The sequence below is a fragment of the Paraburkholderia pallida genome, assembly GCF_004524855.1.
Taxonomy (GTDB): domain Bacteria; phylum Pseudomonadota; class Gammaproteobacteria; order Burkholderiales; family Burkholderiaceae; genus Paraburkholderia; species Paraburkholderia oxyphila.
This window is the reverse complement of the sequence record NZ_CP038148.1, coordinates 520002-546382: the sequence shown is the minus strand read 5'-3', so window position 1 is coordinate 546382 and position 26381 is coordinate 520002. Positions and strand designations below refer to the sequence as shown.

The window sequence follows — 26381 nt, the reverse complement described above, 5'->3', positions numbered from 1 at the left end:
CGCGCCATGCGGGATACGGGGGAAACCGGCAAAGCTCAGTTCAGCAGATCGTCGGCGATTTCGATCTCGCCTTCGAAGACGGTCGCGGCGGGGCCGGCCATCGTCAGCGCGGCCGATTCGTCGCGCGCGCCGTCCCAGGCGATCGTCAGCATGCCGCCGTGCGTGTGCACCTTCACGGGCGAATCGAGCAGGCCGCGGCGAATGCCCGCCGCCACCGCCGCGCACGCGCCCGTGCCGCACGCGAGCGTCTCGCCCGCGCCGCGCTCGTAGACGCGCAGCCGCACCTCGTTGCGCGAGACGATCTGCATGAAGCCTGCGTTCACCTTGTTCGGAAAGCGCGGGTGCTTCTCGATCACGGGGCCGTCGGCGAGCACGGCGAACGCCTCGGCGTCCTCGACCACCTGCACCGCGTGCGGATTGCCCATCGAAACGGCCGAGATCCAGCGCGTCTGGCCGTTCACCTCGAGCGGCCAGAGCGTGTCGTTGCCTTCGCGGCGGCCGTCGAGCCCGTTCGCGTCGAACGGCACTTGCGAGGGCTCGAACACCGGGCTGCCCATGTCGACCACGACCTCGCCGTTTTCCTGCATGACGAGCGTGATCACGCCTTTCTGGACCTGCACGCGCACGCGCTTCGCGTCGGTGAGCTTGCGGTCGCGCACGAATTTCACGAAGCAGCGCGCGCCGTTGCCGCAATGCTCGACCTCGCCGCCGTCGCAATTGAAGATGCGGTAGCGGAAGTCGACGCCATCGACGGTGGGCTTCTCGACCAGCAGCAACTGGTCCGCGCCAATGCCGAAGTGGCGGTTGGCGAGCGCGCGCACGCGCTCGGGCGTGAGCGCGATGGGCTGGCTGAAGCCGTCGAGCACGACGAAGTCGTTGCCCGCGCCGTGCATCTTGGTGAACTTGAGTTTCATCCCGCTATTGTAAGCGACGCGCGGACGAACGCCCGCGCGCTGTCCGCCGTTATCGGCGGGTATCGGCCGGTATCCGCGTTTATGAATAGACGCTCGGCTCGCCGGGCGGACGCGTCTTGAAGCGCTTGTGAACCCAGTAGTACTGCTCGGGAATGCGCGGAATCTGCTCTTCGAGGAAGGCGTTCATGCGGCGCGCATCCTGTTCGTCGTCGCCGCTGGGGTAGTTGTCCCAAGGTTTGAACACCTTCAGCCGATACCCCTTGTAGTTGGGCAGCACCTCGCCGATGAACGGCACGACCTGCGCATGGCCCACCTTCGCGAGGCGTCCCACCGCAGTCAGCGTGCAAGCGGGCACGCCGAAGAAAGGCACGAAGGTGGAATTGCGCATGCCGTAGTCCATGTCCGCGCCGAGCATCACGGGCTTCTTGTCGCGCAGCCAGCGCAGTACGACACGCGCGCTGTCCGCGCGGCTCGCCAGCTCGGCGCCGAAGCGGCTGCGGCCCGCCTTGGCGGCGGCTTCGAATTCGGGGTTCGAGAACGGCTGATACAGCGAACCGCATGGGCGGTCCAGCGCGTAATTGATGAACATCGAGCCGGCTTCGATGCCCACGAAGTGCAGCCCGAGCAAGAGCGTGGGCGGCATGTTGGGGTCGGAGAGGTCGATTTCGCTGTCGAGCTCGGTGATCTTCGCGAGCTTCTTCGCCGAGCCGAACCACTGGACGCTGCGCTCCACGTAGCTGCGGATCGCATGGCGAAAGTGCAGGCCGGCGACTTCCTCGCGCTTCTCGTCGCTCCATTCGGGAAAGCACAGGCGCAGGTTGGTGTGGACGACGCGCTTGCGGCGGCTCGGGATCTGGTAGAGGAGCCACCCGAGCCCGTCGCCGAAACGGGCGACAAGGCCATAGGGCAGGATCGCGAACAGCTTGAGCAAGCCAATGGCGAAGCGGGAGCCGAGCTTACCGAGCATGTGCGGCTCCCTTGGCAGGCGTGGATACAGCGAAGAGGGCGATGGACGGCACGCGGCGTGACTCTGCGACAAATTAGGGAAACCGCTATAATACGGGCTTCGCCGAGTTAATAGACAACTTGCGGGGCGAAGCCGGCAGGCAGCCGATCGTGACCATCCGTCAACGATGCAGGCGCCAACTGGGCAGGTAATCCGCTAAAGCGTCGCCGCTTCAAAGCTCCCGAAGCTGGCTACGTGAACTCAACCGTCACCAGCTATAAGGAGCCTGACACGTGGCAAACGACTATTTCTTCACCTCTGAATCCGTCTCCGAGGGCCATCCGGACAAGGTCGCCGACCAGATCTCGGACGCGATTCTCGACGCCATCCTCACGCAAGACAAGTACTCGCGCGTTGCGGCTGAAACGCTGTGCAACACGGGTCTCGTCGTGCTCGCTGGCGAAATCACCACCACGGCCAACGTCGACTACATCCAGGTCGCGCGCGACACCATCAAGCGCATCGGTTACGACAACACCGACTACGGCATCGACTACCGCGGCTGCGCGGTGCTCGTCGCCTACGACAAGCAGTCGCCGGACATCGCCCAGGGCGTGGACCGCGCGCACGACAACAATCTCGACCAGGGCGCCGGCGACCAGGGCCTGATGTTCGGCTATGCGTGCGACGAAACGCCCGAGCTGATGCCGCTGCCGATCCACCTTTCGCACCGTCTGGTCGAGCGCCAGTCGAACCTGCGCCGCGACGGCCGCCTGCCCTGGCTGCGTCCGGATGCGAAGTCGCAGGTCACCGTGCGCTACGTCGACGGCAAGCCGCACGCGATCGACACGGTCGTGCTCTCGACGCAGCACTCGCCGGACATCGACCTCGGCACGCTGCGCGAAGCCGTGATCGAAGAGATCATCAAGCCGGTGCTCCCGTCGGAGCTGATCAAGGGCGACATCAAGTTCCTCGTGAACCCGACCGGTCGCTTCGTGATCGGCGGCCCGCAGGGCGATTGCGGTCTCACGGGCCGCAAGATCATCGTCGACACGTACGGTGGCGCAGCCCCGCACGGCGGCGGTGCGTTCTCGGGCAAGGACCCGTCGAAGGTCGACCGCTCGGCCGCCTACGCGGGCCGCTATGTGGCGAAGAACATCGTGGCCGCCGGCCTCGCCTCGCGCTGCCTGATCCAGGTCTCGTACGCGATCGGCGTGGCGCAGCCCACCTCGGTCATGGTCAACACGTTCGGCACGGGCAAGGTCTCGGACGCCACCATCACGAAGCTCGTGCGCGAGCACTTCGACCTGCGTCCGAAGGGCATCATCCAGATGCTCGACCTGCTGCGTCCGGTCTACGAGAAGACCGCGGCCTACGGCCACTTCGGCCGCGAAGAGCCGGAATTCTCGTGGGAAGCCACCGACCGCGCACTCGCGCTGGCCGAAGCGGCCGGCACGGAGCCGGTGGGCGCGCTCGCGTAAGCAACGCGCACGAAGGCCGGCGCGCTCGCCGGCCTTGTCTGCACGTATGAACAAAAACCCCGCCAGGGCAGGCGCCCTGGCGGGGTTTTCGTATCTGGCGCGGTGGTTTGATCAGCGCATGGCGAAGCCGAACCAGCCCGTGCTGCTAGCGCCCATGCGGCGCGGACGGCGGGGGTTGCGCGCCACGTGCACGGTAACGGGGGCCGCGAGCGCGCGCAGCGTCGCATTGGGACGGTATAGCAGCGTGCGCAGCGAGAAGTGGCGCGTGCCCGCGCGCAGGCGCAGCACCGAGAAGAACGAATGGAACCAGCTGCGCATGCTGTCCACGGCGCGGGTGTCGCGCACCTGCTGCCCGAGCGCGCGCGTGCGAGCGGCGTGGTGGCGCAGCGCGCGCACGACGTGACGGCGGGCGGGACGCGCCGCTTTCAGGGCGGCATGGGTCATGCGGCGGGTACTGAAAAGGGTATGCATGGCGTGTGCGGTGTCAGGTTCGGAGTGCGCCTTGCGCGAGGCTTCGCGCGGCACATCGATTCGAGCAGCAAACGTGCCCGTCTTCAGGACGGTCACGATAGCGGATATCACGGGATGGATCGCGCGGCGTGCGCGAGGCAAGTGACGGCGCGCAATTGCGGACTGCGGGATCACTGCGGATAGCGGCGGCCTTGCTGGACAAGGCTTCGACGGCGCCCCGTGCGCTCGATGGATGTTCTGGGTGAAGAAACTGCATGCGCGCAGACTACACGCGAATCGTGACGCCCGAAAGTCGGTTAATACCCGCGCCTGCTCAAATTTGAGGCAGGTGTTGCGGCCCCATCGCCCGCCTTGGGCGCCATCGCGGTGCGTTTGCATCACGGTTGTGCGCGGTCCCCCCTTCCGCGCGTGCGCGCACGTCTTACAATCGAGCGATTGGCGCGCGCGAGAAGCGCCGCCGTTGCTGCAGCCGTTCGCGGCTGCGGACCTCGCAGGCCTCGAACAACGGAAGTCTCATGTCGATCCAGTCAAAAAAGGAACAGGTGCAGGTGCTGCGCGAGCGCGGTTTCGTGGTCGTGCCGGGGCTCGTCTCACCCGAGCGGTGTGACGAACTCAAACGCGTGGCGCAGGAGCAATTGCAGGCGGCCGCCGCGCCGCTCGAATTCGAAGCCGATCTGCGCTACCCCGGCGCGCCGGAGTCGAAAGCGGCGCCGGGCGGCCATACGGTGCGCCGCTTGCTCGACGCGCACTCGCGCCATGAGCGTTTTCGCGAGTGGGCGACCTCGCCCGAAATCGCAGGCTGGATGGAGCTGTATTTCGGCGAAGAGCCGGTGCTCTCGCGCGCCCATCACAACTGCATGATGACGAAGCACCCGATGTACGGCAGCCTCACGGGCTGGCATCGCGACTCGCGCTACTGGTCGTTCGAGCGCGACGATCTGGTGTCGGTGTGGCTCGCGCTCGGGCCCGAGACGGTCGAGAACGGCGGCCTGTGGCTCGTGCCGGGCTCGCATACGGAGCCGTTCACCTCGGAGCGCTTCGACGCCGCGAAATTCTTCCGCGCCGATCTGCCCGAGAACCAGGCGTGGATCGATCGTGCGACATCGCCCACGCTCAACGCGGGCGATGTCGTGTTCTTCCATTGCAATACGCTGCATTCGGCGGGCCAGAACCGCAGCGGCGACGTGAAGTTCTCGCTCGTGTTCACCTACCACGGCGCCAGCAACGTGCCGTTGCCGGGCACGCGTTCGGCCTCGCTGCCCGAAGTGAAGCTGGTGTGAGTGCGCGGCGGGGCGGTATGCCCGCACGCACCGGGGTGCCGCACGTCTAGCGCCGGCGCCCCGAAAACGCGAGGCCGGAGATGCCGGCGATGGTCGCGGCCACGCCGGCCGCGATCAGCGTCATCGTGCGGTCGGTGGGCGCGCCGGTGACGAGGCGCGAGACGTCATTCGAGAACGAGTGAAACGACTGGCCGCCGAAGTAGAGCAGCACGACGCCGCAGGCGATCAGCGCGAACGAAATCACTTTGACCATGAAGACCTCCCGGGGTATGACGAACGCCGCAGTGTAGGCGAGCGTCGCCGCGGCGTCCATCCGCGCATCCCACATGGTGGGCATCTGCAGGCGTCGCGTGGATTGGCTACCATGACAGCCCGCGCCGCATGTGCAGGTCGCCGGACCCTGTTATTCCGTCATTTCGTCGAGGATTCAAAGATGGCCTACGAAGCAGCTGCTGAACGCTATTCGGAGATGCAATACCGCTTTTGCGGCAAGTCGGGACTCAAGCTGCCGGCGCTGTCGCTCGGGCTCTGGCACAACTTTGGCGATACCACGCCGATTTCGACGCAGCGCGAAATCCTGCGCACGGCGTTCGATCTCGGCATCACGCACTTCGATCTCGCGAACAATTACGGCCCGCCCTACGGCAGCGCCGAAACCAATTTCGGCCGCATTTTCAGGGACGATTTCCGCCCTTACCGCGACGAGCTGCTGATCTCGTCGAAAGCCGGCTGGGACATGTGGCCGGGTCCTTATGGCCAGGGCGGCGGCTCGCGCAAGTATGTGCTCGCGAGCCTCGACCAGAGCCTGAAGCGCCTGGGTCTCGATTACGTCGATATCTTCTACTCGCACCGCTTCGACGTGGAGACGCCGCTGGAAGAGACCGCGGGCGCGCTCGCCACCGCCGTGCAGCAAGGCAAGGCGCTCTATGTGGGCATCTCGTCGTATTCGGCCGCGAAGACGCGCGAGATGGCGAAGCTGCTCTCCGAGTACAAGGTGCCGCTGCTGATCCACCAGCCCTCGTACAACATGCTCAACCGCTGGATCGAGCACGAGTTGCTCGACACGCTCGAGGATCTTGGCACGGGCAGCATCGCCTTCACGCCGCTCGCGCAGGGGCTGCTCACGAACAAGTACCTGAACGGCGTGCCGGAAGATGCGCGCGTGAACCGTCCGGGCGGCGGTTCGCTCAAGAACGAGCACCTGAGCGCGCAGAACATCGAGCACGTGCGCAAGCTCAACGAGCTCGCGCAGCGCCGCGGCCAGAGCCTCGCGCAGATGGCGATCGCGTGGACGCTGCGCGGCGGCCGCGTGACCTCGGCGCTGATCGGCGCGAGCCGGGCGGAGCAGGTGCGCGAGAACGTCGCCGCGCTGAAGAACCTCGAATTTTCGACGGAAGAGCTTGCGGAGATCGACCGCTACGCGACCGAGGGCAGCGTGAACCTTTGGGAGAAGCCGTCGACGGATCAGCATATCTGACCCGACGACGCAGGTGCGCCTGCCAGGTTCTGCCAGCAGCCGCTTCAGGAACCGCCTCGCTTCATGCGAGGCGGTTTTGTTTTCGGCGATGCCTTTTGCGTTTGCGTAGTGGTGTGCGCCGGCCGCCGTGGCCTGGCTTGCCGGCGGCGGCGACGCTTCACGTTGCTTCACGTCTGTGGCGGCCCGTTCGGAACGTCTTTGACACCGCTTTCGCGCGTCTTCGGCCTGTCACGCGGCGCTGCTAACGTCGCGGCAGTCTATGCCGCGAGGAATGTCGATGGAGTCCACGAGCGCTGTTCGTCCCATTGCTGCCGGGCCTGCTGAAGCCGCGCCGCAGTCCGTTGCGCAGGCGTTGCAGCGCGCCCCCCACGTGGGCGCGAACGTTGCGCTCATCGCTGTTGCCGGTTTGGCGCTCCTGTATCAACTGTTCGGATTGCCGTTGCTCCTGCGCGCGGCGGGTGGGCCGTCGTTTGCACTGCTCGCGTCGCTCGTGCCGGTCGTCTTGGCCACGCCGATCCATTGGGGCTTGATCCACGAGGGCATACACGGGCAGTTGCTCCCTTCGCGGCGCGCCAACGAAGCTGTTGCGCGCATGCTCGCGATCGGCCTGGCAATACCGTTCGACGCCGTGCGTTTCGGACACCTGATGCATCACCGCTTCACGCGCGAGGCGTTCGATCGCCCCGACGTCGACGATGCACGTGGCCCGCGCTGGCGACGCCGGATCGCCTGGTACGTGCGGCTGATGGGCGGGCTTTACGTGGCCGAGTTGCTGGTGCCGCTGCTGGCGTTCGTGCCGGCGCGCATGGCGAAGGCGCTGGTCGAGCGCGGCGTGGGCGCGCATGGCGGCGAGGGGCAGCATGTGCAGCGGCTATTCGCAAACCACGCCGCCGATCCCGTGAGACGCAGCCGCGCACGACGCGACGGGCTCTGCACGCTCGCGCTATATGGGCTCGCTTTTGTGCTCTATGGGAAGGCGTGGCCGGTACTGGTTGCCGTGATGTATCTGCGCGGGCTGTGGCTCTCGCTCGCCGACAACCTGCCGCATTACGGCGTGGCCCTCGACGAACCGGGCCGCGCGCGCGACTTTCGCGTGCCGGGCGGGCTGGGCGTGATGCTCATGAATCATCATCTTCATCGGCAACATCATCTGCATCCCACGCTGCCGTGGGTGGCGCTGCCCGCGCTCGCGCGCGCTGACGAGGTCTCGTCCGGGCACGCGCGCACGCCCTATTGGCATGCGGCGCTGCGGCAGTTCAAGGGATTGCAGCCGGGTGTCGGGGTCCATTCAAGCGTGCATTGAGACGCGCGCGAACGGCACCGATGCGCGAGAACGCCGCCCGACGCATAACGCACGAGCGGCTACGAACGGGGACGAATAGCGGATAGAGGCGTATGTCGCTACATCAGCGCGGGCAGCGTTTCCACTAGCGCGACGGCACACATCGCCCCGATCAGCGCGCCGATCACCCGCAGCGTGTTGTGCTTGAATTCGGTCGCGCACGGCACCGCGCCGAGGAAGAGCGCGCCGGCGAGGGCCATCGGGATGATCATCACGAAATCGCCGATCGTGAAATAACCTTCCATGCTCGTCTCCTTTGTTGACCTGAGTAAGGGCTTAAGCACTGACTCTGGTCCATTCGAGGCTGTCATTTCGGCCTCCGAAGACACGGCGCGTGGAACATGTCGTTATCGCGTGCTGCGTGCCGCTGCGGCTTCGGGCCTGATTTGAGTATAGGAGAGGCTCACGAATAAAGCGGGCCGGCGCGCGGGCGTGACGTGTGTGCTGCGGCGCGCAGCGCCCCGTCTGGCGGGGCTTTGCGGAACTACGGCTGATGCGCTGCGCAACACATTCGTTTTGCGCCAATATTACGAGTGCCTTTCTCTTGACGGCGTGCCTCACGCCGCCCCGGCCCGCTCCCGCGCGCGCAGCATCCACGCCCCGGCCAGCCCAGCCACGAGCAGCGCCGCCACGAGCCCGGCCACGCCGCTCCAGCCCCAGCTGGCCCAAAAGTGCCCGCCGATCGACCCCATGATGCTCGAGCCCAGGTAGTACGCGAGCAGATAGAGCGCCGCGGCCTGGCCTTTCGCTTCGCGCGCGAGGCGCCCGACCCAGCCGCTCGCCACCGCGTGCCCCGCGAAGAAGCCGATGGTGAGGCAGCCGATGCCGGTCGCGATCATGCCGAGCGAAGCGAACATCGTGAGCACGACACCCGCGAGCATCAGCACGATCGCGGCGATCAGCACGGGCGAGCGGCCGAACTTGTCGGCCATGCGGCCCGACCACGGCGAGGCGACCACGCCGGTCAGATAGACGAGAAAGATCGCGCCGATGGCGGCCTGGCTCATGTTGTAGGGCGGCGCGATCAGCCGGTAGCCGATGTAGTTGTAGAGCGTGACGAAGCTGCCCATCAGCACGAAGCCGAGCGCGAACAGCACGGGCAGGCCCGGCCGCGCGAAATGGCGCATGAGCGCCGCGCGGTGATGCGCGAAGCCTAGGCCGCTCTTGGGCGAGAAATGGCGCGAGGGCGGCAGCAGCGCGCGGAACGCGAACATCGCGGCGAGCCCGAGCACGCCGATCACGGCCACGGCCACGCGCCAGCCGAGCAGATCGGTGCAGATGCCCGTGATCACGCGCCCCGCCATGCCGCCGATGGCCGTGCCGCCCACGTAGAGGCCCATCGAGAGGCCGAGGCCCTCGGGGTGCATCTCTTCGGCGAGCCAGGCCATGGCCACCGCGGGCACGCCGCCGAGCGCGATGCCTTCGAGTGTGCGCAGCACGAGCAGCGTGTGCCAGTGGGGCACGAACGCCACCGCGAGCGTGAGCAGCGACGAGACGGTGAGCGAGACGGTCATCATGGCGCGCCGGCTCCAGCCTTCGGAGACGAAGCCCGCCACGAAGATCGCGCAGGCGAGCGCAGCCGTGGTGAACGAGAGCGAGAGGCTGCTCTGCGCGGGGCTCACGCCGAAGGTTTGAGAAAACGCGGGCAAGAGCGGCTGCACGCAATAGAGCAGCGAGAACGTGGCATAGCCCGCGAACAGCAGCGCGAGGCTCGCGTGCCAGAAGGCGGGCGTGCCGCGCTCGATATAGGGAACGGCCGATGAGGTGGCGGAGGATGAGGCGCTGGGCGCCGCGGTGTTGCGCCCGGCGCCCGGTGATGCAGTCACGACTGAAATTCCTCGCGGAAAAAAGCAAAGGCGCAACGATACGCCTTTCGCACGATCCGTGCCGTGCCGTCTCCCTCCGCTCAGGGTGTTGCGCCGCCGTTCTCGGAAGGGGGCGGATGCACGAGGGCGTCGTCGGTGGGCAGCGCGGCCGTGCTCCAGCCGCCGCCCAGCGCCTTCACGAGCGCGACGCTCGCCGCGAGGCGCCGGCGCGCGATGCTCACGGCCTGGCGCTCGTTGGTGAGCGCCGTGGTTTGCGCGACCACCACGTCGAGGTACGTGATCGCGCCGCTCTTGTAGCGGTTCTCGATGATCGCGAGCGTGCGCTGCGCGGCGTCCACCGCGCGGTCTTGCGCGACGGCCTCCTGTTCGAGCACGCGCAAGGCCGCGAGGTTGTCCTCGACCTGGCCGAACGCGTCGAGCACGGTTTCGCGATACTCGGCCACGCTCTCGTCGTATTGCGCGCGCGCCTCGTCGCGCACGGCGGCGCGGCCGCCGAAGTCGAGCAGCGTGCCGGCGAGCGCGGGGCCGAGCGACCAGAAGCGCGCGGGCGCGACGAGCCATTGGCTGTAATTGGTCGCCTCCAGCCCGCCCGTGACCGCGAGCATGAGAGTCGGGAAGAATGCCGCCTGCGCCACGCCCACTTGCGCATTCGCGGCGGCCACGCGGCGCTCGGCGGCGGCGATGTCCGGGCGGCGCTCCAGCAGCGTCGAGGGCACGCCGGGCGGTGCGACGAGCGCCTCTGCGGCAAGCGGCGCGCCGGGCAGCACGGGCAGCGCGAAGGTGGACGGCGATTGCCCCGTGAGGATCGCGATCGCGTGTTCGAGTTGCGCGCGCTGCACGCCCAGATCGATCGCCTGCGCTTCTGTGGTCTGCAATTGCGTCTGCGCCTGGCCGACGTCGGCGTCGGTGGCGATGCCGACGTCGTAGCGGTGCTGCGTGAGCGCGAGCGATTCGCGGTAGGCGGCGAGCGTGTCGTCGAGGAGCTGGCGCTCGCGGTCGATGCCGCGCAACTCGAAGTAGTCGGTCGCAAGCTCGGCCTGCATCGAGAGCAGCACGGCCTGCATGTCGGCGGCGCTCGCCTGGGCACTGGCCTTCGCGCTTTCGACGCTGCGCGACACGCGCCCCCAGACGTCGGGTTCCCAGGTGGCGTCGATGCCCACGAGGTAGTCGTTGAGCGTGAAGCCAGCCGTTGACTTGAACTCGATGTTCTTCGAGGTGCGCGCGCGCGAATAGTCGCCGCCCGCCGTCACTGTGGGGAAGAAGCTCGAGCGCTGTTGCGCGACGTTCGCGCGCGCGGCGCGAAAGTGCGCCTGCGCGGCCTGCACGTTCTGGTTCGCGTGCTCGACCTGCGCTTCGAGCGCGTCCAGTTGCGCGTCGCCGTAGATCGACCACCAGGCGCCGCGCGGTGCGGTGTCGGCGGGCTGGGCGGGCGTCCAGCCGGTGCCGTCGAACTCCTTGTACGTGGCGGCGATGCCGATCTGCGGGCGCACGTAGTCGGGGCCGACCTTGCAGCCCGCGAGCGCGGCGCTCACGGCGACGCAGAGCGCCACGCGGCGCAGCATGCTGTGCCGCGCAAATCTGTTCGAGGCGATGGCGCGCTTCATGGCGAGGCGCCTCACGACGCCGTAGCGTCAGACGACGCGCCGCGCGCCGCCGCGGCCGAGGCCGCAGCCGCCGGGCCTGGCGCGACAGCGGGCTCCGCCGCCGCCGATGCCGGCGTGGCAGCGGAGCCCGCAGCATCGTGCGAGGCCGCTGGGGCTGGCGCGGCCGCATTAGCCGCGGACCCCGCCGCATCGTGCGCGCCCGCCGGTTTTCCGACGATACGCACCGGCGTCCCATCGACGATCGAATCCTGCGGGTTCACGATCACGCGTTCGTTGCCATTGAGACCCGCGGCCACCGCCACGCGCGTGCCGAAGTCGGTGCCGAGCGTGACCTCGACGAGCCTCACGCGCTCATCCGCGCCGACGGTCGCGACCTTCACGCCATCGGGACGGAACAGGAACGCGTTGCCCGGCAGCGTGAGCGGCGTGGCGCTGCCGTCCAGCGCGAAGTGCACCTGCGCATAGGCGCCGGGCAGCAGATCGCCGTTGGGGTTATCGACGTCCACTTCCACGAGCATCGTGCGCTGCTGCGGATCGACCGCACCCGCCGTGCGCGCGACCACGCCCGGGTAGCGCTTGCCTTGCGTCTCGTTGAGCGTGAGATACGCGTGCTGGTTGGGACGGATCTGCTGCGCGTACGCCTGCGGCACGTTCGCGTAGACGCGCAGGCGGTCGGCCTGCGCGACATGGAACAGCTCCTTTTGCTGCCCGCCCGAGCTGCCCGCGTCGATCAACGCGCCCACGTCGACGTTGCGCGCCGTGACGATGCCGTCGAACGGCGCCATCACCTTCTCGTACGACTGCAACTGCGAGAGCCGCGAGACGTTGAAGCGCGCCGCGTCGAGCGTCGCCTTCTTCGCGAGCATGTCGCCCACTTTCTCGTCGGCGTCCTGCTTCGCCACGGAGCGGGTCTGCAGCATCTGCGTCCAGCGGTCGGCGGTCGTTTTCGCGAGCGCGTAGTTCGCTTCAGCGTTCGCGAGATCGGCGCGTGCGGCGCGCAGCTGGTCGTCGACTTCGGGCGTGTCGATTTCGGCGAGCAGCTGGCCCGCCTTCACATGCGCGCCGATATCGGCGTACCACTTGCGCAGATAGCCGTTGGTGCGCGCGTAGATGGGCGTGTCGAGAAACGCCTGCACGTTGCCGGGCAGCACGAGGTCGAGCGCGCGCGTCGAGCGTTGCGGCGTGACGACCTGCACGCTCAGCGTGCTCGCGCGCGCAGCTTCACGCTCGAGCGCGGCGTGCGCGTTGTGACGCGACCAGATGCCCTGCGCGGCGAGCGCGATCACCACGAGCGCCGCGAGCACGAGCGGCCAGCGGCGCTTCTTGCGCCCATCGTGTGGATCACCGGGCGGCCGCGACTGTGGAGGCGGCGGCGCGTCAGCGTGGCCAGGCTGCATGGCGGCTCCGCATCGAAGGAGAGAAGAGAATCGTTGTCATGATTTGGGCACTACGTTTTCGATGGCGCGCTGGCGGTGCTCGCCGAGCTTCCGATAGACGAGCGAGAACACCACGGGCACGAAGATGAGCGTCGCGAGCGTGCCCACCGCGAGCCCGCCGATCACGGCACGCCCGAGCGGCGCGTTCTGCTCGCCGCCTTCGCCGAGGCCGATGGCCATCGGCACCATGCCGATCACCATCGCGAGCGCCGTCATCAACACCGGGCGAAAGCGCGTGAAGCCCGCCTCGATCGCGGCGCGCGCGGCGTCGCCGTGCTCGCGCAACTGCTCGCGCGCGAAGCTGATCACGAGGATCGAGTTCGCCGTGGCAATGCCGATGCACATGATGGCGCCCGTGAGCGCGGGAATCGAGAGCGTGGTGTGCGTGAGGAACAGCATCCAGACGATGCCCGCGAGCGCGCCGGGCAGCGCCGTGATGATGATGAACGGGTCGAGCCACGACTGGAAGTTCACGACGATCAGGAGGTACACGAGCACGATCGCGAACACGAGGCCGCCCAACAATCCGGAGAACGAATTGTTCATCGTGTCGACCTGGCCGCGCAGGCGGATCGTCGAGCTTTTGGGCAAATCGTCCTTTGCCTCGCTAATGATCTTCTCGACATCGTCGGAGACCGCGCCGAGGTCGCGGCCGTCCGCGCTGGCGTAGATGTCGATGGTGGTTTGCGCGTTGTAGTGCGTGACGACCGCGTCGCCGGCCACGCGCCGCATGCTCGCGAGCGAGCCGAGAATATTGCTGCGCCCGTTCGCGGTGAGCGGAATGTTGGCGAGCGACTGCAGCGAATCGATCGTGTATTGCGGCGCTTCGGTGATCACGTTGTAGCTCACGCCGTTCATCGGATTGAGCCAGAACGCGGGTGTGGTCTGCTGGCTGCCCGAGAGCGTGATGAGCAGATCGCTCGCCACGTCCTTCTGCGTGAAGCCCGCCTGCTGCGCGCGCGTGCGGTCCACGTCGATGAAGATGCGCGGCAGGTCGGCGGGCTGCTGGATGCGCGCGTCGGCAAGGCCCGGCACGCCGCGCAGCTTCATGAGCAGGCGCGCCGCGAAGGCGCGGTTGGCGTCCACGTCGCGGCCCACGATCTGCACGTCGATGGGCGCGGGCATGCCGAAGTTCAGCGTCTGGCTCACGATGTCGGCGGGCAGGAAGGCGAACTGGACGCCAGGGAATTCGTCGTTGAGCGTGCGGCGCAAGACGCGCACATAGTCGGCCGTGGGATGGTGGTCCTCGTTCAGCGAGATCAGCACGTCCGAGTCCGAGGTACCGATCGTGCCAGTGTTGCTGTACGAGAGGTTGATGCCCGACACCGGCAGGCCGATGTTGTCGATGATCGAATGCAGCTCGCGCGCGGGAATCAGCTGGCGGATGCGCTTGTCGATGCGGTCGGTGATGACGGCGGTCTCCTCCACGCGCGTGCCGGTTTTCGCGCGCAGGTGCAGCGCGATCGTGCCCGCGTCCACTTGCGGAAAGAAGTCGCGGCCGAGAAACGGCAGCAACAGCAGCGAGGCGACGCAGCAGGCGAGAAACGCCGTCACGAACCACACCGGATGCGCGACGCGTGCCGCGAGAAACGCGCGATAACGCACGCGCGTGCGCTCGAAGCCGCGCTCGAACGCGAGGTGGATGCGCATGAACGGATTGCGCGTGCCCGCGTGCATGTGATGGAGGTCGGCAGGCTTGTGGTGATGGCGCAGCAGATACTTCGCGAGCGTGGGCACGAGCGTGCGCGAGAAGAAGTACGACGCGAGCATCGCGAACACCACGGCTTCGGCGAGCGGAATGAAGAGGTAGTGCGCCACGCCCGTGAGCAGGAACATCGGCACGAACACGATGCAGATGGAGAGCGTGGAGACGAGCGTGGGAATGGCGATCTGATGCGCGCCATCGAGAATCGCCTGCTCGAGCGTCTTGCCCTGCTCGAGCTGCTGGCTGATGTTCTCGATGGCGACAGTTGCGTCATCAACGAGTATGCCGACGGCGAGCGCGAGGCCGCCGAGCGTCATGATGTTGATGGTCTCGCCGAGCGCTGCGAGCGCGATGATCGACGTGATCATCGAAAGCGGAATGGATATGGCGATGATGAGCGTCGCGCGCCAGTTGCCGAGAAACAGCAGGATCATGAGGGCTGTGAGCGCGGCGGCGATGAGCGCCTCGCGCAGCACGCCCTGCACGGCGGCGCGCACGAACAACGACTGGTCCGCGACCGGGTCGATGTTCATCGACGAAGGCACGAGATTGCGCAGCGTCGGCATCATCTCCTTGATGCGGTCGACGATCTCGAGCGTTGAGGTGTTGCCGCTCTTGTTGATCGTGAGGAGCGAGGCGCGCTGGCCGTTCACGCGCACGATATTCGTCTGCGGAATGAAGCCGTCGCGCACGTGCGCCACGTCGCGGATATAGATCGTGCCCGCCGCCGTGGTTTTCACGGGAATGTCGTTCAAGCCGGCTATGGTGTTTGGACTTGCATTCATCAGCACCGAATACTCGGCCGCGCCGATCTTCGCCGTGCCCGAGGGCAGGATGAGGTTCTGCGCGCCGATGGCGTCCACCACGTCCATCGGCGAGAGGTTGTGCTGCTGCAGCGCGCGCTGGTCGATGTCGACCATGACCTGCCGCTGCTTGCCCCCATAGGGCAGCGGCGCGGAGGCGCCCGGCACCGTGGCGAGCTGCGTCTTGAGGAAGTTGTTGCCGTAGTCGTACAGCTCCTGCTCGGTGAGCTGCGGCGAGGACAGCGACAGGCGCAGGATCGGCACCGTGGAGGCGTTGTAGCGCAGGATGAACGGCGGGTTGATGGCGGGCGGCAGCGAGCGCAGTTGCGCTTGCGAGAGCGCCGTGACTTCAGCGAGTGCCTCCTGCACGTTGGCATGCGGCTGGAAGAAGATCTTCACGACCGTCACGCCGTTCAGCGAGGTGGACTCGGTGTGCTCGATGTCGTTGACGGCCACCGAAAGCCCGCGTTCGTAGTTGATGGCGATGCGTTGCGACATCTCGTCGGCGGGCAGGCCCGTGTAGGTCCAGATGACCGAGAGCACGGGAATGTCGATGTTCGGGAAGATGTCCGTGGGCGTGCGAACAATCGTCAGCGGGCCGACGATCAGGAGCAGCAGCGCCAGCACGACGAAGGTGTAGGGGCGCTTGAGTGCGAGCCGGACGATCCACATGAACGGGAAGATTCCTTCGCTTGTGCTGCCTGGGTTTCGGGCTTCTGCCGCTTGCCTTGTTCCGCTGGACTATAGCGCCTGCACGCAATAGTCAGGGTACTTTTGCCGATGGTGCTCCACAAGCGCGCGGCAGGGGGGTGTTGACCATCTGCTACAGTCAGGATTTCGCTGGTTGACGGGGGCATGAGAGATGCCCCCCTATTTTTTGCTTTGCGCAAGCCGGCGAAATGTGGCAACAATGCGTAAACCGGTTGGGTCCGAAGCGCGCCAGCGGGCATCGGAGTAGAGGCTGTGAAGCGGCAGTGAAGCGAGGCAGCGACTCGCCGGAGCAGGTTGGATGTGTGCGCAACATCGAAGGCGCACCGGTTTTTTGTCAGCACATTGACTGGCTTTGTCCTGCGGGGAAGCCGGCACTGGAATGGGAACGGGGAAACATCATGCAAGTCGGTTCTATCGTCCGCACCGTACATATCGCCGTGCCTCATGGCGCGCGCGGTATCGTGATGCGCATTCTCGGCGACATGGCCATGGTCACCTGGTACGTCGGCGAGCCTGGCGCGTCCAGGCAACTCAACACCGAACCCTTTTTTCTGGTCGACCTGATAGACACGGGCGAGCATGTCCTGCCCGCCGGCGCGAACCTGCATTGAACGCGCCCTGAATCTGGCCTGAACTCGTGGCGAGTTCGCCTCGAACTCGCCGCCGCGGCCCGCACGATGCACAATGCGGGGATGAACGATCCAACCACACTTGCATCGGGCGAGCCGTCCGCGCCCACGCCTGGTAGCGGCGATCCGCCGGACATCAGCCCGAGCGCGCCTTACGCACGCCTCACGCCCGAATGCGTGCTCGACGCCGTCGACGGCGTTCTGATGCCCACAGGCCGCCGCACCGACGGCCGCATGCTCGCGCTCAACAGTTACGAAAACCGCGTCTACCAGATCGGCGTAGAGGACGAATCGCCCCTCGTCGCGAAGTTCTATCGTCCCGAGCGCTGGAGCAACGAGGCCATACTCGAGGAGCACGCGTTCGTGGCGGAGCTCGCTGCGCGCGAGATTCCCGCCGTGCCCGCGCTCGTCCTGGAAGGCCGCACGCTGCACGAGCACGAAGGCTATCGCTTCGCGCTGTTCGAGCGGCGCGGCGGCCGGGCGCCCGAGCTCGACCGTAGCGACACGCTCGAATGGCTCGGGCGCTTTATCGGCCGCATCCATGCGGTGGGCGCAACCGCGCCGTACCAGGCACGCCCGTCGATCGACATCGAAAGCTATGGCTACGAGCCGCGCGACTATCTGCTCGAGCACGGCTTCGTGCCCGCCGACGTGCGCGAGGCCTGGCAAGCCGCCGTCTCGCTCGCGCTGCAAGGCGTGGAAGCGGCGTTCGAGCGCGCCGGCGACGTGCGCAAGCTGCGCCTGCATGGCGACTGCCACCCGAGCAACGTGCTCTGGACCGATGCAGGCCCGCACTTCGTCGACTTCGACGACAGTCGCATGGGTCCCGCTATCCAGGATTTGTGGCTGCTGCTGCCGGGCGACCGCGCGGACGCCTCGCGCGCGCTCGCCGATCTGCTCGCGGGCTATGAGGACTTCTGCGAATTCGATCCGCGCGAGCTGCATTTGATCGAAGCGCTGCGCACGCTGCGGCTCATTCACTACTCGGCGTGGCTCGCGCGACGCTGGAACGATCCTGCGTTCCCGGCGGCGTTCCCGTGGTTCAACACGCAGCGCTATTGGGAAGAGCGCATCCTCGAATTACGCGAGCAGATTGGCGCGATGCAGGAAGGGCCGCTCTGGCCCGTTTGATCGGCGTTATTCGTACGCCGCACCGTTGGCGTACTGCGCGGGAAACCTCAAGGCGCCGTGCGCGGTGCCGATGCCAGCGGTTCGTCGAGCTCGTGGGCGCTACCCGGTTGCTCCGTCACACCTGGTGCCGGTTTCGCAACGGGCTTGACGATCAGCGGGGCGCGCAGGTCGCGCGCCATGGTCTCGAAGGTGGGGCGCATCTGCGTGAAGTCGGCGGGCGTGCAGACGTCGCTCGCAAAATGCGTGCGGCCCGTGCGCGTCACGCGCAGCACGTTTGCATCCGTGTCGAGCGTGTACTGCGAGCTGTAGTCGAGCAGCGCATTCCCGGCGCGCTGCGGCGAAGGCATGTCGAGCACGCGCAGCCCCGGCGGCAACTGGATACGCGTGCGCTCGGTCACGGCCACGTTGCGGCAGACGAACGGCTGCGTGCGGCGCGGCTCGCCCAGCCAGTAGCGCAGATTCGCATCGAGCCCGCCCACGAGGCTCGTGAGCGTGGGCACGGGCGTCGTCATCTCCGGGTCGACGAAGCCGTCCAGCGTGCCCGTGAGCGTCACCACGAGCGGCCCCGAGGTGGCGTCGAGCGGGCTCGACGCGAGCAGGGCGTTGCCGCGCAGGTTCGCATTGCGCAGCTCCCATTGCAGCGATTCCTCGCGTTGCGCCGGCGTTTGCAGGCGCAGCACGCTGCGCGTCTGCTCCGCGGCCCAGCCTTCGGACTGCAGACGATAGATGAAGTGCGCCGAGCCGTCGGGGGCGACGGTGATGTCGAGATCGCTGTCGCGCGCGGTCATTTCGGTGGCGGGCGTGCGCATGAGCGTGCCATCGCCGGCGAGCACGGTGTCGCGGTCCATGTCGGTCGAGGGCAGATAGCCGAACTCGACATTGTTCGCCGTGGAGTCCGCGAAGAGCTGCAAGTCGGGCAGCCAGGTGATGACGTGGTTGATCACGCCGAAGCCCGGCACCGAAGGCAGCGTGTAGATCGTGCCGCTGTTCACGAGCGCGGGCACGTTGCGCACGCCCACGGCGTCGAGCAGCGCGCCATAGAGCGCGACGTGGTCCTTGCAGTCGCCGTAGCGGTTCGCGAGCACCTCGGTCACGCGGTGCGGCACGATCTCGCCGCGTCCGACATTGACCGCCACGTAGCGGATATTGCGGCGTACCCAGTCGTAAAGCGTTTGCGCCTTCGCGCGCGGCGTGGCGTCGTGAGCGGTGAGCGTCTGGGCGAGCTGAACGATGGCCGCGTCGCGTGCGCTCGGGTCGGCGGACGCCTCGCGGTAGACCTTCGCGAATGCTGCGTAGTCCGGGAAGGTCGAGACCATCAGCCGGTCTCCGTAGCTTACATAGGAAACCGAACCATATTCGAGGCGCGCGAAATTCGCCTTGTCGTAGCGGTATTCATAGCGCGTGCGGCCGTTCGCCGTCACGGGCTTGAGCGCGGTGAAACCGCGCGCGTCGGCGTAGAGCGGGACCTTTGCGGGCAGGTCGTAGATCGCGCGGAAATTGTGCGTCGGCGCCATGTCGGGCGGCGTGAAGTCGCTGAACCAGCCCGGCACGAGCGGCACGCGCTGAGTCTTGCGCCAGGTGAGATGCACGCGCGCGCCGGGCTCGACGGCCGGGAACACGATGACCTTGTCCTGCACGTCCTGGAACATCGGGGCATCGAAGGAGCGCACTTCCTGCACGTCGCGAATCTGCTCGGGCTGCACGTCGTGGCGCCGGCCCTGGGCGTCCTCGGTCCACGCTTCCAGAACGTCCACGTGCGCCATGCCGCGGTTGAACCAGACGTAGTACTGGCCCGCGCGCGCGATGCCCGCTTCGGTGTTGACGCGCAAGGTGAGCGTGTCGAGTTTGGTGTAGGAGCCGTCCGCATTGACGGTGAACGTCTGCGTCTCCGATTCGTTGGTGTACGGCGCCTGGTCGGCGGCGTTGCCGGCTGCGACCTCGGCGGTCTCGATGGGCGCGGGCATCCCCGCCGCATGCGCGCCGAAGGCCGTGCCGAGGATTGCGATGCAAAGAACGAGGACGTGACGCATGGCGGCGTTCCGTGGGCGGCGCTGCGGTTTTTGGGGACGGCTCTCGCTGGGAATATCGGCGCAATCCTTCACTTAAAAGTCAGTCCTTTCCCTTGTCAAGGGGGTGCCCCACATAGCGGCGCGCATGGTTTTTGACAGGCACTTGCGGCGCGGCTTCGGACGGGGTTTCCCGGTGCTGTTGCCCAATCTGCCGAATCGGCTGCGCGCCGCCTTTCATATATGTAATAATAACTATTCTCATTTGTAAGGTGAGGCCGACGCAGGCTGCGCGGCGCTCATCCCCGTTCGAATTGGCGCGTGTCGGCGCGGCCCGGGAGGGGCCGGCGGACGCTTGCGCGCCGCGTGCCTGGAGTCGTGCCTTGAACGCCCGCCTTGACGAGCCCCTGATCGAATCCCCGAGCACCGAAGCTGGCGATGGCGTTCGCTTCGATCCCTCGCGCCGCACCGGCCAGTCCCTCGAGGCCGTCGATCTCGCCGCGCGGCGCCAGCGCTCGCGCCGCGCGACCTTCATCAAGTGGCTGCGCAAGGTGCATGGCTGGGTGGGGCTGTGGGGCGCGGTGCTGGGGCTCCTGTTCGGCGTGACGGGCTTCTTGCTCAATCATCGCGCGGGGCCGCTGCAGATCTCCACGGGCACGCCCCAGGTCACGCAGATGCAGCTCGCGTTGCCCGCCGCGCGTCCGGCCACGCCCGAGGCGCTCGCGCAGTGGCTCCAGCGCGAGCTGGCGTTCGACGGCAAGCCGGGCAAGATCCGCCGCGAGCGCGCGCATCCGGTGGCGTGGGGCGAGCGCAGCGTCGTGCAGCCCGAGTCCTGGCAGTTCGCGTTGATGGGGCCGCGCCAGAGCGTTGCCGTGGAGTACTGGGTGGGCAATAGCACGGTCGCCGTGCGCCGCACGCAGAGCCCATTCCTCGCGACGCTGAACAATCTCCATCGCGGCGTGGGCATGGGCATCGGCTGGGTGCTGCTCATGGACACCATCGCGGGCAGCCTCATCCTGCTTTCGCTGACCGGCGTGCTGCTGTGGACCGAGCTCAACCGGCGCCGAACCACGGGCGTGGTGCTCGTGGCGGGCTCGGTGGCGGCGGCGTTTGCGTTTGGGTTGCTCTAGCCCGCTTCCTTGCGCGCGCAACCGATGATCCGGTTCGCCTGCACGCACCGCGCACCTTCGTGACAGGCCGGCGCCGATGCGGCGTAGCATCACTCTCGTGAAAACCGCCAGCGCGGAGTGAACGATGGTGCGGCTCATGATGATCCTGCTGGGCGTCGACTACTTGCGCGCGCGTTGGCGCGGGGTGCTGATCGTGGGCGCGGCGAGCGCGGCGCTCGGCACGGCGCTTTTCATCGACGCGCTCGACGGCGTGCTGGTTTTTCGCGTCGCGCCGTTCGCCTGGCTGCTGCTCGTCGAAGGCCTCGCGACGCTCGCCGTCGCCTGGACCGGCATGGGCGGCCAGCGCACGCTGCGCTACGTGAAGGGGCTCGCGTTCTGCACGACCGCCGCGCTCATCCTCTCGGGCTTGCGGCAGGCGCCGTTCATCCTCTCGATGGTGTTCGCGACGCTCTTTCTCGCCGATGGCCTCCTGCAGATCGTCTCCGCCTGGGTCGTGCGCTACCGGAGCTGGAAATTCGCGGTGGCGGGCGGCGCGCTGGAGATCGCCATCGCGATCTTTCTCTATCAGCCCTATCCCACGCACTACAAGGGCACCGTGCCGTATTGCCTGGGCCTCGTGCTGATCTTCACCGGCTGGAACCTGCTGCTGCTCGCGTTGCGCGCGCGGCGGCTCGGCGTGAATCCGGCGGCGGCGCAGGGTGGCGCGGCGGCGCTCGCGGCGAGTGCCGTGGGCGTGACCGGCAGCGTCGGGCCCCGGCTCGCGCAGACCGTGTTCGACGGGCCGCCCGAGGATCACGAGCGCGCGCTCACCGTGCACGTGTGGACGCCGGTGGGCACCTCGAAGGCCGAGGCGCGGCGCCAGCCGGTGATCGACCGCTATATCGCGGCCGTGGACCGCGATGGCGTGATCTCGACGGGCCACGCGGCGCTGGAAACGCCCGAGCACGTCTACATCAGCCTGTATCCGGCGGTGGAGATCGACCGCTCGCCCGACGAGTTCTCGCGTATCTTGCGCGCGACCGCGGAGAACGACGTGCCGGGCCTGTTCCAGCCCGATTACGCGACCGAATCGAAGGCGTGGTGCCCGTCCACGCGCCAGGTGCGCATCCGCAACTACGACGCGCAGCGGCTCGCACGCTTCTGGCAGCACTATCGCGCCGACACGACCTACAACCTCACGCACCGCAACTGCTCGAGCACGGTCTCGCACGCGCTGGAGGCGGCGCTCGAAGGCGCGACGCCGCGCGTGTGGGGCGGCGGCTGGCTGGCCTTCGTGCGCATGCTCGCGACGCCGGAGCTATGGGTGGCCGCGCAGGTGCGCAAGCGCGGTCAGACGATGGCCTGGACGCCCGGCTTGACGCTCGACTATGCGCGGGCGCTGAGCATGCTCGCGGACCCGCGCCCCGCCGGATGGACGCGCGCAATGCGGCTCGTGGGGGCGCGGCTCGGGCGGCTGCTCAGGCCGCGCGGCGCACGCGCAGAAAGACACGAGAACGCCGGGGACGGGCACAACGCGGGTTCGCGCCGCGCCTGAAGTGGCGCAACGGCGCGGCCGGCCGCGCGGTGTCGTACCGGCCACGCCCGCCGCGCCGCCGATGTCGCCGGCAACGCCCGGTACCCTCGGATACCCCCGTCCAGCACCTTCAGACGTCGCAGCTCGACCCGACGCTCGCAGCCTGTTCGCGCGCGGCCTTGGCGCCTTCGACCTGAAGCAGGGTGGGCAGCGAGACGCCGTTCTTCGCCGCCGTGACTTCGGCCAGGATCGATACGGCGATCTCGGGCGGCGTGCGGCTGCCGATATAGATGCCCACCGGCCCGTGCAGCCGTGCGAGCTCCGCGTCGCTCAGATCGAACTCCTTGAGCCGCTCGCGCCGCGCCGCGTTGTTGCGCCGCGAGCCGAGCGCGCCCACGTAGAACGCGCGCGTCTTGAGCGCCTCCATGAGCGCGAGGTCGTCGAGCTTCGGGTCGTGCGTGAGCGCGATCACGGCGCAGCGCTCGTCGAGCTTCATGTCGAGCACGGTGTCGTCGGGCATGGTGCGCACGAGCGCGGTGCCGGGCACGTCCCACGTATCGGTGTATTCCTCGCGCGGGTCGCATACCGTCACCTGGTAGTCGAGCCCCACGGCGATCTGGCACAGGTAGTGCGAGAGCTGCCCCGCGCCGATCACGAGCATGCGGTAGCGCGGGCCGTGGATCGTGAGCAGGCGCGTGTCGTCGAAGTCCACGCCGTCGGTGGCCCTCGCGGGGCCGAGCGTGGCCTTGCCGCTGGCGATGTCGAGCGTGCGCGCGACCAGCTCGCCGCGCTCGACCGCTTCGAGCAGCGCGGGAATGCCCGAAGCCTCGGTGAGCGGCTCCAGCACGAGCTGGATGGTGCCGCCGCAGGGCAGCCCGAAGCGATGCGCCTCTTCCGCCGTGATGCCGTATTTCACGGCCTCGGGCTTGACGATGCCGATGCCTTCGCGGCGCACGCGATCGATCAGGTCGTCTTCGATGCAGCCGCCCGAGACCGAGCCCACGACCTGGCCGTCGTCGCGCACAACGAGCATCGCGCCCTCCGGACGCGGCGACGAGCCCCACGTCTTCACCACCGTCACCAGCAGGGCGCGATGGCCTTCCTCGAGCCAGCGAACGCTGGATTTCAGGACTTCGAGATCCACGCTGTCCATGATCGTTTCCTCTTTTGCGGTTCATCGCCGCCGGCGCCTTCGGCGTCGCTGGCGGCTTGTGTTTCGGATGTCTCTTGCTGCGCTTCCGCGCTTGCTTCATCGGCGCCGCCACCGAGCTGCTCGGTGAAGCGCTTGAAAAACTCGGCGGCGATCTTGCGGGCCGCGCCGTCCACGAGCCGCGAGCCGATCTGCGCGAGCTTGCCGCCCACCTGGGCGCTGGCCGTGTAGCTGAGCGTGGTGGCGTCCTCGCCCGCGGGTTCGAGCATCACGCGCGCATCGCCCTTGCCGAAGCCCGCCGCGCCGCCCTGGCCCTCGAACTGGATCGTGTAGCTGCGCGGCGCGTCGATGTCGGCGAGCTGCATGCGGCCCTTAAAGCGCGCCTTCACGGGCCCGACCGCGGCGGTGAGGGCGACAGCATACGCGTTCTCGCCGTCGGCATCGATGCTCTCGCAGCCCGGAATGCACGCCTTGAGTATCGCCGTGTCGTTGAGGGCTTCCCACGCGCGCTGCTGCGGCACCGGCAGCGTGTGGCTTTCGGTCAGCTCCATCGTGTCGCTCCTTGGATTGGTCCCTGCGTTGGTTCCAGCGTTCGTCGCTGCTTCGATTCCTGCGTCGTTGGAGAGGGTTTGGCCGCTTGCGTCGACACAAGCAACGCATACGGGCGCGAACGCTCGGGCGATGCGTCTTGCAGGCTGCGGCCGAATGCTTCCAGGCTCTCCAGGTTGTGAACAGGGTAATGCGCATCGACGTGCGGCAGCATCGCCTGCACGCCGCGTGCCTTCGCTTCGAAACCGCGGTAGCGCAACAGCGGATTGAGCCACACCACGCGATGCGCAAAGCGGTGCAGGCGCGCCATTTCCTCGGCGAGCGCGCTACCCGGGTCGTGATCGAGGCCATCGGTGACCATCAGCACGGTGGCCCGGCCGCCGAGCACGCGGCGCGCCCAGCGCCGGTTGAACTGCGCGAGCGTCTCGCCGATGCGCGTGCCGCCCGACCAGTCCGCCACCTGCGTGGCGAGCTGGGCGAGCGCGACATCGGGGTCGCGTTCGCGCAGCGCGCGCGTGGCGTGCGTGAGGCGCGTGCCGAACAGGAACACTTGCAGCCGTTCGCGCGATTGCAGCAGCGCATGACAGAAGTAGAGCACGGCGCGCGAATAGCTGCTCATAGACCCGGAAATGTCGAGCAGCAGCACGAGCGGCACCTTGCGTTCGACGCACGCGCGGTACTTCCAGACGGTCCAGTCGCCGCCCGCGCGCACGGCGTGGCGCGCGCTCGCGCGCAAGTCGGCATGCGTGCCGTGCGACGACGCCTTCAGGCGTCGCGTGCGCTCGGTGGCGAGCGGCAGGCGCCGCGCGCGGATCAGGTGGCGCAGCGTGCGCCATTCGTCGGCGGAAAGCGTGTCGAAGTCGCGATGGCGCAGGCGCTCCTCGGCGCTGAAGCTTGCATGCGCGCGCAGCTCGTGCTGTTCGTGCGCGGGCGGCGGCTGCGAGCCCGCGCGCGAGGCCTGGCGTGCTGCGAGCGCATCGGCGAGGCGATTGTTGCGGCGCGGCGGCGGCAGGGCGCCCTGGACTTTCGGCAGCAGCAGCGCGCGCAGCTTGCCCTCCCAGTCGGGATCGCGCCAGAACAGCTCGAACGCGGCGTTAAAGAGCTCGCGCTCGTCGGGCGCGGCGGTGAGCAAGGCGGCCAGCGCGGCGCGGACGTCGTCGCGGCGCGTGAGGTCGATGAAGCTCAGCGCTTCGAGCGCATCGACGGCGCGCGCGCTCGACATCGGCAAGCCGGCGCCGCGCAGCACGCGCACGAAATGCACGACGTTGCGCGCGAACATGGGTGGCAGGACGGGCGCTTCGAGTGCGTCGCACCGGGCGTGCGATGGCGGCGCTTCCTGCGCTCGCTGCGTTTCGTGTGGGCGGTTCGGCGCGTGCGGCATCGGCGTCACTCCGCGAGCGCGAGCGTTTGCGCGATTTGCTGCGGGTCGAGCTGCGCGAGATCGTCCTGATACTTGAGCAGCACGCCGAGCGTGTCCTGCACCGACTGCGGGTCGAGCTCGGTGACCGAGAGCGCCGCGAGCGCGCGGCACCAGTCGATCGTCTCGGCAATGCCGGGCGCCTTGAACAGATCCATCGTGCGCAGCTGATGCACGAAGGCCACGGCGCGGCGCTGCAGCTCGGCGCCGGTCTCGGGCGCGCGCGCCGCGACGATGGCAAGCTCCCGCGCGCGCTCGGGGTAGCCGAGCCATTGATAGAGGCAGCGCCGCTTGAGCGCGTCGTGGACCTCGCGCGTGCGGTTCGAGGTGATCACGACGAGCGGCGGCACGCTCGCGCGCACCGTGCCGTACTCGGGAATCGACACCTGGAAGTCCGAAAGAAGCTCGAGCAGGAAGGCTTCGAACGGCTCATCGGCGCGGTCGATCTCGTCGATCAGCAGCACGCGGCGCGCGCCGGGATGATGCGGGTCCGGTTGCAACGCCTGCAGCAGTGGGCGCTTCAGCAGGAATTCGTCGCGATAGAGCGTGTCGCCGCGCGGCTTCTCGCCCGCGGCTTCGGCCAGACGCAGCGCCATGATCTGGCGCGGATAGTCCCACTCGTAGAGCGCGCTGGCCGTGTCGAGCCCCTCGTAGCACTGCAGGCGCAGCAGGGTGGTGCCGGCGAGCGCCGCCGCCGCCTTCGCCAGCTCGGTCTTGCCCACGCCCGGCTCGCCTTCGAGGAAGAGCGGGCGCTCCATCTTGAGCGCGAGAAACAACGCCGTGGCCAGTTCGCGGCTCGCGAAATAGCCTTGCGCTTCGAGCTGCGAGAGCGTGTCGTCGATCGTGGCGGGGAGCATGGC

General features: G+C 67.8%; 22 protein-coding genes. 8 read left to right on the top strand and 14 right to left on the bottom strand.

The features are described 5' to 3' along the window. Positions 1-35: 35 nt before the first annotated feature. Together dapF and E1956_RS02390 are read right to left on the bottom strand one after the other, a co-directional pair. Positions 36-914: a diaminopimelate epimerase gene (gene dapF / locus E1956_RS02395; RefSeq protein ID WP_134747079.1), complete on the bottom strand. Its 879-nt coding sequence runs from the start codon at positions 912-914 to the stop codon at positions 36-38. 79 nt (positions 915-993) lie between these two features. Beyond that, positions 994-1881, bottom strand: coding sequence for a lipid A biosynthesis lauroyl acyltransferase (locus E1956_RS02390; protein ID WP_134747078.1), 888 nt, complete (start codon positions 1879-1881; stop codon positions 994-996). Positions 1882-2153: 272 nt separating this feature from the next. On the opposite strand from E1956_RS02390, the gene metK reads away from it, so the two are divergent. Beyond that, positions 2154-3341, top strand: coding sequence for a methionine adenosyltransferase (gene metK, locus E1956_RS02385; protein WP_134747076.1), 1188 nt, complete (start codon positions 2154-2156; stop codon positions 3339-3341). A gap of 111 nt (positions 3342-3452) precedes the next feature. Here metK and E1956_RS02380 read toward each other — a convergent pair whose 3' ends face one another. Continuing rightward, the gene (locus E1956_RS02380) at positions 3453-3812 is read right to left on the bottom strand and encodes a hypothetical protein (RefSeq protein ID WP_134747074.1); all 360 of its coding nucleotides are present in this window, start codon (positions 3810-3812) and stop codon (positions 3453-3455) included. Positions 3813-4327: 515 nt separating this feature from the next. Between E1956_RS02380 and E1956_RS02375 the strand changes: the two genes are divergently transcribed. Next, positions 4328-5092, top strand: coding sequence for a phytanoyl-CoA dioxygenase family protein (locus tag E1956_RS02375; RefSeq protein WP_134747072.1), 765 nt, complete (start codon positions 4328-4330; stop codon positions 5090-5092). Positions 5093-5138: 46 nt separating this feature from the next. On the opposite strand, the gene E1956_RS02370 is transcribed toward E1956_RS02375, so the two are convergent. Beyond that, positions 5139-5345, bottom strand: a complete 207-nt coding sequence (locus E1956_RS02370) for a DUF3185 family protein (protein ID WP_028217234.1) — start codon at positions 5343-5345, stop codon at positions 5139-5141. A gap of 180 nt (positions 5346-5525) precedes the next feature. Between E1956_RS02370 and mgrA the strand changes: the two genes are divergently transcribed. Both mgrA and E1956_RS02360 read left to right on the top strand, forming a co-directional pair. Beyond that, entirely contained in the window at positions 5526-6569 is a 1044-nt protein-coding gene (gene mgrA / locus E1956_RS02365; RefSeq protein ID WP_134747070.1) for an L-glyceraldehyde 3-phosphate reductase, read from the top strand. A gap of 277 nt (positions 6570-6846) precedes the next feature. Then, entirely contained in the window at positions 6847-7872 is a 1026-nt protein-coding gene (locus E1956_RS02360; RefSeq protein WP_134747068.1) for a fatty acid desaturase, read from the top strand. Between the two features lie 98 nt (positions 7873-7970). On the opposite strand, the gene E1956_RS02355 is transcribed toward E1956_RS02360, so the two are convergent. The 5 genes from E1956_RS02355 to E1956_RS02335 all read right to left on the bottom strand — a co-directional run bounded on the left by E1956_RS02355 (position 7971) and on the right by E1956_RS02335 (position 15957). Continuing rightward, entirely contained in the window at positions 7971-8156 is a 186-nt protein-coding gene (locus E1956_RS02355; protein WP_028217232.1) for a hypothetical protein, read from the bottom strand. 312 nt (positions 8157-8468) lie between these two features. Beyond that, positions 8469-9737, bottom strand: a complete 1269-nt coding sequence (locus E1956_RS02350; RefSeq protein ID WP_134747066.1) for an MFS transporter — start codon at positions 9735-9737, stop codon at positions 8469-8471. A gap of 80 nt (positions 9738-9817) precedes the next feature. Continuing rightward, positions 9818-11341: an efflux transporter outer membrane subunit gene (locus tag E1956_RS02345; protein ID WP_134747064.1), complete on the bottom strand. Its 1524-nt coding sequence runs from the start codon at positions 11339-11341 to the stop codon at positions 9818-9820. 11 nt (positions 11342-11352) lie between these two features. Then, entirely contained in the window at positions 11353-12738 is a 1386-nt protein-coding gene (locus E1956_RS02340) for an efflux RND transporter periplasmic adaptor subunit (RefSeq protein ID WP_134747062.1), read from the bottom strand. A 36-nt stretch (positions 12739-12774) separates the two neighbouring features. Next, positions 12775-15957, bottom strand: a complete 3183-nt coding sequence (locus tag E1956_RS02335) for an efflux RND transporter permease subunit (RefSeq protein WP_134747060.1) — start codon at positions 15955-15957, stop codon at positions 12775-12777. A 437-nt stretch (positions 15958-16394) separates the two neighbouring features. Here E1956_RS02335 and E1956_RS02330 point away from each other — a divergent pair, with 437 nt between their 5' ends. Both E1956_RS02330 and E1956_RS02325 read left to right on the top strand, forming a co-directional pair. Beyond that, on the top strand, positions 16395-16607 hold the full coding sequence (locus tag E1956_RS02330) for a hypothetical protein (protein ID WP_028217228.1): 213 nt from the start codon (positions 16395-16397) through the stop codon (positions 16605-16607). A gap of 81 nt (positions 16608-16688) precedes the next feature. Further along, the gene (locus tag E1956_RS02325; RefSeq protein WP_134747058.1) at positions 16689-17756 is read left to right on the top strand and encodes a serine/threonine protein kinase; all 1068 of its coding nucleotides are present in this window, start codon (positions 16689-16691) and stop codon (positions 17754-17756) included. Between the two features lie 47 nt (positions 17757-17803). Here E1956_RS02325 and E1956_RS02320 read toward each other — a convergent pair whose 3' ends face one another. Further along, positions 17804-19786, bottom strand: a complete 1983-nt coding sequence (locus E1956_RS02320; protein WP_134747056.1) for a DUF3857 domain-containing transglutaminase family protein — start codon at positions 19784-19786, stop codon at positions 17804-17806. A gap of 359 nt (positions 19787-20145) precedes the next feature. Here E1956_RS02320 and E1956_RS02315 point away from each other — a divergent pair, with 359 nt between their 5' ends. Together E1956_RS02315 and E1956_RS02310 are read left to right on the top strand one after the other, a co-directional pair. Beyond that, positions 20146-20892 (top strand): PepSY-associated TM helix domain-containing protein, encoded by a 747-nt coding sequence (locus tag E1956_RS02315; RefSeq protein WP_232071226.1) that lies wholly within the window; start codon positions 20146-20148, stop codon positions 20890-20892. 124 nt (positions 20893-21016) lie between these two features. Further along, on the top strand, positions 21017-22426 hold the full coding sequence (locus tag E1956_RS02310) for an HdeD family acid-resistance protein (RefSeq protein ID WP_134747054.1): 1410 nt from the start codon (positions 21017-21019) through the stop codon (positions 22424-22426). Positions 22427-22535: 109 nt separating this feature from the next. Here the strand turns inward: E1956_RS02310 and E1956_RS02305 are convergent, their stop codons facing one another. The 4 genes from E1956_RS02305 to E1956_RS02290 all read right to left on the bottom strand — a co-directional run bounded on the left by E1956_RS02305 (position 22536) and on the right by E1956_RS02290 (position 26378). Further along, a complete protein-coding gene (locus E1956_RS02305; RefSeq protein WP_134747052.1) occupies positions 22536-23558 on the bottom strand; it encodes an XdhC family protein in 1023 nt (340 codons plus the stop codon). Next, complete coding sequence (locus tag E1956_RS02300; protein WP_134747050.1) at positions 23531-24106, bottom strand: CoxG family protein; 576 nt, start codon at positions 24104-24106, stop codon at positions 23531-23533. Before E1956_RS02300 ends, E1956_RS02305 begins: the two co-directional genes overlap by 28 nt. Next, positions 24097-25383, bottom strand: a complete 1287-nt coding sequence (locus E1956_RS02295) for a vWA domain-containing protein (protein ID WP_232071344.1) — start codon at positions 25381-25383, stop codon at positions 24097-24099. The genes E1956_RS02300 and E1956_RS02295 overlap by 10 nt, the downstream gene beginning before the upstream one ends. 107 nt (positions 25384-25490) lie before the next feature. Next, a complete protein-coding gene (locus E1956_RS02290; RefSeq protein ID WP_134747046.1) occupies positions 25491-26378 on the bottom strand; it encodes an AAA family ATPase in 888 nt (295 codons plus the stop codon). Positions 26379-26381 lie beyond the last annotated feature (3 nt).